Genomic DNA, 7575 nt, shown 5'->3' on the forward strand with positions numbered 1-7575 from the left:
TCTTATATATTACCTGCTAGTTATCTTAACTGTACAGGTTTTTCTTTTTCTACACAAGCAAAATCAATTAAAGATCTCACTTCAAAGAAGTCTTCTAAGAAGGTTTGAGAAGCAAGGTTGAATCTATTAAGAGTTTTACTAACAGAAAACTTAAGGTTCACTCTCTTGGTGTTGGTATTGGTCAAACTTTCCTTCAAGGAGATTTTAAAGACCATGGTGAAGATAAGATCACTGCTGATCTTTTCTATAACTACTCGGCCAGTCACTCTTTTGATTTCCTAGCTAACTTTCATTACTCGACTCACGAGTATAGAAAGAAGAAAGTAACTGCTACTGGTCTTGCTCTTGGAATTAAGGCGAAGATGTTTAACTTTGACAACTTCTCTCCATTTGCAACAGGTGGACTTGGTTTCTACTCTCCTAAATGAGAGATATATTAATGGTGTACTTGTAGACTCTAGAGTCTAAGATCACTTTTGGATATCACTTTGGAGCAGGTGTTGATCTTGATCTTAATGAAAGAGTGACAATTGGAGCAATTGCAATGCTTCACAATCCATTTGATGTAAAACAAGATGAACAAGCAGATGTTGAAGGTGCCTATTCAAAGCTACTACTTACGGCTTTCTATAAGTTTTAATGTCTGAAAAAAAGCTCTACATCATTACGGGAAAAGGCGGTGTTGGTAAACAATGACCGCCTTAGCTTTATCAGGCTACCTTCAAAGTACGACCTCAAAAAAAGTTTACTATAATACCTTTGATACTCAACCAGATTTAGAAATCTGTCAGAGCCTTGGAATAACTCCACTTTATCTTCCTCTAGAAGACTCTACTGCTGAGTACATTGGAAGAAAGTTAAAGAGCACAAGTATCGCCAAATGGGTTATGAAAGCTCCATTTTTCAAAGCGCTTTTCAATATTGTTCCCTCACTAGGTAACATGATTACCCTTGGCCATATCATTGATAGACTCGAGAAGAGTGATGATGAAATTATTGTTTTAGATGCCCCCTCTTCCGGACATATTCTAACAGTACTTGAATCACCTAAGAACTTTAATCAAATCTTTCAAACAGGCGCTCTCGTCAAAGATATTCATAGAATGTTGGACTTTATGCAAAACCCAAACTTTGTTGAAAGTTGGATTCTAAGTATTCCGACTGAACTTGCCGTTACAGAGGGTTTTGAATTGAAAGAGAAGCTTGAAGATAGTGGACTAACAAATATAAAAACAGTTTTAAATAATGTTTTGGCCAGTTCAAATGAGTTTTCTCAGGAAAACCTTCCTGAATTTATTGATAAGAAATTAAAATTGAGAAAGAAATTCTTTCTCAAAATGAGGGAAAATTTAGAACTATTATCCCAATGTATTTAATTAAATCCCCAATTGAACTCATTAATAATATGAAAAATCATATTAAGAGTCTTATAGAGGAATAGATTGTGAAACAAAAGAAGATTGAAGTTTTCTGTGGAACGGGAGGTGTTGGAAAGACAACAATCTCGACGTCACGTGCTCTTCACTTGTGCCAACAAGGGCGCAAGGTACTTCTTATCACAATTGACCCCGCAAAGAGGTTAAAACAGGTTCTTGGTCTGCAAGATGAAGAAACTGGAGAAGTTGCAAAAATAAAAGTAGAAAACTTTGGAATGGAAACAGAGCATGAGCTTCATGCCCTACTGCTCAGCCCTGAGCACACTCTCAATAGAATTCTAAAAAACCCTACTGAAAATAATATTATTAAAACTCTTTCAAAACCTTATGGTGGAATGAATGAGATTATGGCCGTTCTAGAAGTTCAACATCAACTTAACAAGAACGAATATGATACTATTGTATTAGATACTCCTCCAGGTAAGCACTTTATTGACTTTCTTGAATCCACAAGAAAGATTCAATCATTCTTTGATAAGAACTTTTCAGAGGTTTTCAACTTCATTGGTAATAAAAAGAAGAAGCCTGGAAGAATTCTGACAAAGCTAGTCTCAACTGGAATTGATAAACTGCTGACTTATCTTGAAAAGGTTACAGGAAAAGGTTTTGTTAACGACTTTCTTGAAGCGATCCACATTCTCTATGACCATCGAGAAGTTTTTCTAAATGGGCTTCATCTTGAGAAAGATTTAATGACTCCAGAGTTTTCAAATTGGTTCCTCGTGACCTCAGCTGACCAACTTAAAGGGAATGATGCTCAAGAAATGATTAAGGCCTCTAGTAATTTCATGCACAAGGATAACTACCTCCTTATCAACAAGAGTTGGCACAAGTTTCTCAATAATTGGCAGGCCACGGATCCAAGCCTAGAAAAGCTTAGGGACAAATTACTCGACATCGAAGAATCTATTCAAAAGATCACCAAGAGCTATTCAATATCTAAGATTGAGTTTCCTGAAATCTTCGAAAATTCCCCTAAAAAGCAGGTTCAACAACTTGTGAGTATCTGGGATTCGGTAGATTCTTAGACACAAAGCAAAAACCTCTGTTTTAATCAAATTAAACCTAAGCTATATGTTACTTTTTGGCTCATTAATGGTAAGTATTTAGCATTAATTAAGGAGTCAACTATGATGAAAGGTGCTAAACCAAATGTAGTGGAAGCGATTGGGGGAACTCCAATTGTAAAGCTCAACCACATTGCCAATGAAATTGAATCTGAAATCTACGTTAAGCTAGAATATATGAACCCAGGTGGTTCAACTAAAGATAGAATTGGTGCGTACATGCTTGATCAAGCAGTGAAAGAGGGAACTCTTAAACCAGGTGGAACTATTATTGAAGGAACTTCTGGTAATACTGGTGTTGGTCTTGCGATGTGGGCCGCTGTTCACGGATACAAATGTATCTTCGTACTTGCTGACAAACAATCAAAAGAGAAGATTGATAACTTAAGAGCTTTCGGTGCAAAGGTAGTTGTTTGTCCAACAAACGTTGAGCCTGAGGATCCAAGATCTTACTACTCTGTTTCAAAAAGACTTGCTGAAACTATTCCAAACTCATTCTACGTAAACCAATACGATAACCTTCACAACAGAATGACTCACTATACTTGGACTGCTCCAGAAATTTTTGAGCAAACTCAAGGTGACTTCGATGTCTTTATGGCAGGTGTTGGTACAGGTGGAACAATTTCAGGTTGTGGAAAATTCTTCAAAGAAAAAATGCCAAATGTAAAAATCGTTGGTGTGGACTGTGAAGGATCGATTGTTGCTCACTATGCAAAAACTGGTGAATACTGTGAAGCTAAGTCTTATGTTCTAGAGGGTGTTGGTGAAGACTTTATTCCTGAGAACTATGACTTTGATAATATTGATGACTGGGTTGTTGTTGGAGATAAAGAATCATTCCTTATGACAAGACGTCTTCTAAAATATGAAGGTATCTATGCAGGTGGTTCAGCAGGTGCTGCAATCGTTGGAGCAATTCGTTACGCAAAGACACTTAAAGAACCAAAGAAAATTCTAATCCTACTGCACGATTCAGGAAATAGATATGCTTCTAAAATTTATAATGATGATTGGATGAGTGACAATGGTTATCTTGATTCATCTTTCAATGTTCAAATTAGCGAAGTTTTAGAAGATCTTAACAAGAAGGGTGACATCACTTCTATCCTTGATAAAGCGACTATCGGTGAAGCTATTAATATCATGGACAGCAAAGGGATTTCTCAACTTCCAGTTCTTAACTCAAATGGAGAAATTGTAGGGCTATGTTCTGAAAAGAATCTCGTAAAGCCAGTCCTTATGGGTGAATTCCAAAAGGATGACAATGTTTCTCTAGCTTATACAAATAACTACAAAATCGTTGATAGGAATGAGCTTCTTGAAAATGTAGCAAATGCTCTTCTAAAGAAAGATGTTGCTCTTGTCACTGATAATGGAAAGCTCGTCGACATCCTAACAGAAATCGACGTTCTACAATATATGTCATCAAAAGGTGGAATTTAATGAAGAAATCTGATCTTAATAAGCTACATAAAGCTTCAAAAGTTATTCACGTTGGTGGTCACCCAGATAAAGAAACGGGAGCTATTATGCCTCCAATTTATCAAACATCAACATATGTACAAGAAAGCCCGGGAATTCATAAAGGTTATGAGTATACAAGATCTCATAACCCTACAAGAACTAGACTTGAAGAATGTTTAGCTTCTCTAGAAAACGCAAAATATTCTGTTGTAACAGCTTCTGGTCTATCAGCGGCCATGCTAGTTATGCACGCGCTACCAGCGAAGAGTAAGATTCTTTGTGGAGATGATGTTTACGGTGGAACTTATAGACTATTTACAACTGTCTTCAATGACCTTCATGACTTCGTTTTCATTGATACAACTGATCCAAAAGTAGTAGAAGCAGCGATTAAAGAGCACAAACCAAAACTTCTTTGGCTTGAAACTCCAACTAATCCGCTTCTAAAAATTACTGATATTGCAAAAACAACTAAGATTGCAAAAGCTCATAAGACATTAACTGTTGTTGATAATACTTTTATGAGTCCTTACTTCCAGAACCCACTTGATCTAGGTGCAGATATTGTTCTTCACTCTATGACAAAATACATCAATGGACACTCAGATGTTGTTGGTGGTTGCCTCATGTTAAATAACAAGAAACTATATGAAGCAATCTGGAAACTTCAAAACTCAATTGGTCCATCTCAATCTCCATTTGATTCATGGCTAGTTCTAAGAGGAATTAAAACTCTTGGTTTAAGAATGGAAGCTCATGCTAAGAATGCGATGAAAGTAGCAAAATACTTAGAAGCTCATCCAAAAGTTGAAAGAGTTGTTTACCCTGGACTAAAGTCTCACCCACAACACAAGATCGCGAAGAAGCAAATGAGTGGTTTTGGTGGAATGATAACTTTCTTCCTTAAAGGTGATATCAAAAAATGTAACAAGTTCCTTTCAACTGTAAACATGTTTGCACTTGCAGAAAGTTTAGGTGGTGTTGAAAGCTTAATTGAACACCCAGCAATCATGACTCACGCTTCAGTACCAAAAGAAGTGAGAGAGAGTATCGGTCTTACTGACAACCTTATTCGTCTGTCTGTTGGGATTGAGAATGTCGACGACCTAATCGCCGACCTTGAAACTGCATTTAAAAAAGTTTAAAAGTTAGCTTTTCCAGAAGAGGGATCGACAGTAAATTGGCTGTCTGTCCCCTCTGGAACAGCACTTCCCTTCTTCAATAAATAATCGTAATTTTCACCCTTATTAAAAACCACGCTCTTTGAAAGATACTCTTGCATTAGAATATAAGAGCAGTAAACCTTTCCATGATCAGAATCTAATTCACTCTTGCTTCCTTCAGCAAAAATTAGACCATCATCTTCAATTACTTTTTTCAGCTTTGTAAGTTGGTTACAAAAAGGATTCTTAACGGTCTTACAAGAACCGACCTTCCTGAAAACTTCAACACTATTATCCGCTGATTTGATATGGATAGGATCACGACAAATATCGACAACCCACTTTCTATTTAAGTATTTCCACTGATTGTGAGAAAGTGTTACTTCACATCCCTTCTTACTAATCCCAAGAGTCTTAGTTAGTAAGCCGAAAGGAAAGCTCTTATGAGTTACTTCAACTTCGTAAGATGAGTCGAAACACTCTGTTGCGTTAAAAGCAAAAGCGCTAGAAAAGGCCAATGCAATAATATTAAATTTTAGCAATTGCATTCTTATCTACCCCTAAAGTTAGAATCGTTTGATCAAATGGCATAAAGTCTAGATCATTATACTTCTTTTTAGACTGATATGTTAACTCTTGAATCATGTCTGAAGCATCGCTCCAGTTAGATTTGATAAACTGGTAGTAGTTATTATTTCCAAGCATCTCACTCGTATTCTTAAAGAAGCCTGGTGAAAGAAGAATGAGCTGCTCTCCCCTTTCAATTTTGTAATTATACTCTTTTATCTCTGTCATCTTATCTGGATAAGACTGATCATTGCGAGAAATGATAATTTTTTCTTTTCCAATTAACTCATGTCCACCAATATTCGCAGCTTCCATCTCATAAGTATTCAAGTCGACTCTAGCAAAGAAGAATGACATATCACCAATACCTGAAAAGTCACCTTTCTGATTATTAAGGACTTGAAGTATATGTTCTTTATTCAAATTAGAGTTTTGTTTCCAACTATCAATTAGACTTAGAAACGAACCAATTGTTATATATGAAGAGGCATTGATTGAAAAAAGCCAAATACTTGAACCGACTTTGAAGAAGTCAAAGAATTCTCCACCAGAAGATGTACCAGCGCAAAAGCGAGAGTTCACTTGAAGGCCTCTTATATTTTCTTGTCTTACAGGAACGACTTTTTCATGAAGACCTTTAACTCTTTGTAATTGTCCTAGGACCGACTGCATAACACCATTGAGCTTTTTCAAAAGTACTTTTTGAGAGTCCATTACATTTTGTGAAGACAAGAATGAATCAATAAAAGGAATATAACACCCATGATCTTGAGAGAGATCTATAATCCCTAGACATTCTGGCGTTGATCTCCCAATTCTTGAAACTTCAACAGAAGGTGAACTTGCTCCATCGTGAATAAGAAAGAACTTTGTCAGGCGTTTATTGTCACCTGAAATATATTGGTTAAATGAGATGATTTTATAGGTATCAGCAGAGAAAGAGTCTACTTTTTTAAACTCAACATCCTTTCCATGTAGGTTAAAAAATAGCTGCTCTAAATATTCAATATTTTGTTTAGAAGCATCCTGCTCTAAGATTTCGATTTCCATACTCTTCCTTAAGTCATTGAAAATATGTATTGATTGCAATTTTTATTGGCATTATATCACTGAATTTTATCATAATAACTGATTAAAATCACACTATTTCACTCGAGAGCCTAAAGAAAAAGGCTTATTGAACCGATCTGTTAATAAAATAAAACCTATAGCGGAGTTAACGGATAGGATATGAGTAAGAAAACCAAAAAACATGAGAGTGCGGAAGTAATATCTCTTTCTGAAGTTGTGACGAATGTTGCTCTTTTAAACCTAACGAAAGAAAACAACGAACTCAAACTTGAACAGAAAAAGATTTGCGAAATGGCCGCAAGAACCATTCTCCATGCACTTGATTGTAAAGACCACTACACTTATGGTCACAGTATGAGAGTTGCTTATTTCAGCCTATCACTAGGTCGAGAGATTGGGCTTGATGAAGAAGAACTATACGATCTAGAGCTCGCCGCTCTTTTCCATGACATTGGAAAAATTGGTGTACCAGATAGCGTTCTATTAAAGCCTTCTCGATTAACAGAAGATGAATTCTTAGCGATGAAAGCTCACCCTAGTAAATCAGCAGAGATTCTTGAAGGATTCACTCACTTCGACAAGGTTGCAAAGTATGCGAAACATCATCATGAGAGATGGGATAGGAAGAGGATACCCAGACGGTCTTAAGGGTGAAGACATTCCCCTATTTTCTAGAATTATTCTAATTGCAGATACATTTGATGCTATGACATCATCAAGACCATATCGAAAAGGACTTGATTATGAAATTGCATATGCTGAACTTGAAGAATTTTCTGGTAGTCAATTTGATCCAGAATTAGC

The 7575-nt window shown here is 36.3% G+C and carries 9 protein-coding genes; 7 read left to right on the forward strand and 2 right to left on the reverse strand.

Annotation, left to right across the window (positions count from 1 at the left end):
• Positions 1-104 precede the first annotated feature (104 nt).
• The 5 genes from M901_RS15070 to M901_RS15090 all read left to right on the forward strand — a co-directional run bounded on the left by M901_RS15070 (position 105) and on the right by M901_RS15090 (position 5115).
• Positions 105-428: a hypothetical protein gene (locus M901_RS15070; protein WP_021279074.1), complete on the forward strand. Its 324-nt coding sequence runs from the start codon at positions 105-107 to the stop codon at positions 426-428.
• 264 nt (positions 429-692) lie between these two features.
• Complete coding sequence (locus M901_RS15075; RefSeq protein ID WP_021279073.1) at positions 693-1376, forward strand: ArsA-related P-loop ATPase; 684 nt, start codon at positions 693-695, stop codon at positions 1374-1376.
• Between the two features lie 68 nt (positions 1377-1444).
• Positions 1445-2464, forward strand: a complete 1020-nt coding sequence (locus M901_RS15080) for an ArsA-related P-loop ATPase (protein WP_021279076.1) — start codon at positions 1445-1447, stop codon at positions 2462-2464.
• Positions 2465-2566: 102 nt separating this feature from the next.
• Positions 2567-3949, forward strand: coding sequence for a pyridoxal-phosphate dependent enzyme (locus M901_RS15085; protein WP_053335887.1), 1383 nt, complete (start codon positions 2567-2569; stop codon positions 3947-3949).
• The gene (locus M901_RS15090; RefSeq protein WP_021279072.1) at positions 3949-5115 is read left to right on the forward strand and encodes a PLP-dependent aspartate aminotransferase family protein; all 1167 of its coding nucleotides are present in this window, start codon (positions 3949-3951) and stop codon (positions 5113-5115) included. The genes M901_RS15085 and M901_RS15090 overlap by 1 nt, the downstream gene beginning before the upstream one ends.
• Here the strand turns inward: M901_RS15090 and M901_RS15095 are convergent.
• Together M901_RS15095 and M901_RS15100 are read right to left on the reverse strand one after the other, a co-directional pair.
• The gene (locus M901_RS15095; RefSeq protein ID WP_034722573.1) at positions 5112-5681 is read right to left on the reverse strand and encodes a hypothetical protein; all 570 of its coding nucleotides are present in this window, start codon (positions 5679-5681) and stop codon (positions 5112-5114) included. The genes M901_RS15090 and M901_RS15095 overlap by 4 nt on opposite strands.
• Positions 5662-6750 carry a hypothetical protein gene (locus M901_RS15100; protein WP_021279080.1) on the reverse strand — a complete coding sequence of 363 codons (1089 nt, stop codon included), beginning with the start codon at positions 6748-6750 and terminating at the stop codon, positions 5662-5664. Before M901_RS15100 ends, M901_RS15095 begins: the two co-directional genes overlap by 20 nt.
• Before the next feature lie 180 nt (positions 6751-6930).
• Here M901_RS15100 and M901_RS15105 point away from each other — a divergent pair, with 180 nt between their 5' ends.
• Positions 6931-7419, forward strand: coding sequence for an HD-GYP domain-containing protein (locus tag M901_RS15105; protein WP_021279077.1), 489 nt, complete (start codon positions 6931-6933; stop codon positions 7417-7419).
• Positions 7379-7575 (forward strand): HD-GYP domain-containing protein (locus tag M901_RS16855; RefSeq protein WP_021279075.1); only part of this gene is annotated, 197 nt, incomplete at its 3' end. The genes M901_RS15105 and M901_RS16855, both read left to right, overlap by 41 nt.

The sequence above is a fragment of the Bacteriovorax sp. DB6_IX genome (genome assembly GCF_000447775.1).
GTDB lineage: Bacteria > Bdellovibrionota > Bacteriovoracia > Bacteriovoracales > Bacteriovoracaceae > Halobacteriovorax_A.

Excerpts from the sequence above, each read along its gene's own strand:
- M901_RS15075 (WP_021279073.1), top strand. The coding sequence starts at position 693 with ATGACCGCCTTAGCTTTATCAGGCTACCTTCAAAGTACGACCTCAAAA.
- M901_RS15085 (WP_053335887.1), top strand. The coding sequence starts at position 2,567 with ATGATGAAAGGTGCTAAACCAAATGTAGTGGAAGCGATTGGGGGAACT.
- M901_RS15090 (WP_021279072.1), top strand. The coding sequence starts at position 3,949 with ATGAAGAAATCTGATCTTAATAAGCTACATAAAGCTTCAAAAGTTATT.
- M901_RS15095 (WP_034722573.1), bottom strand. The coding sequence starts at position 5,681 with ATGCAATTGCTAAAATTTAATATTATTGCATTGGCCTTTTCTAGCGCT.
- M901_RS15100 (WP_021279080.1), bottom strand. The coding sequence starts at position 6,750 with ATGGAAATCGAAATCTTAGAGCAGGATGCTTCTAAACAAAATATTGAA.
- M901_RS15105 (WP_021279077.1), top strand. The coding sequence starts at position 6,931 with ATGAGTAAGAAAACCAAAAAACATGAGAGTGCGGAAGTAATATCTCTT.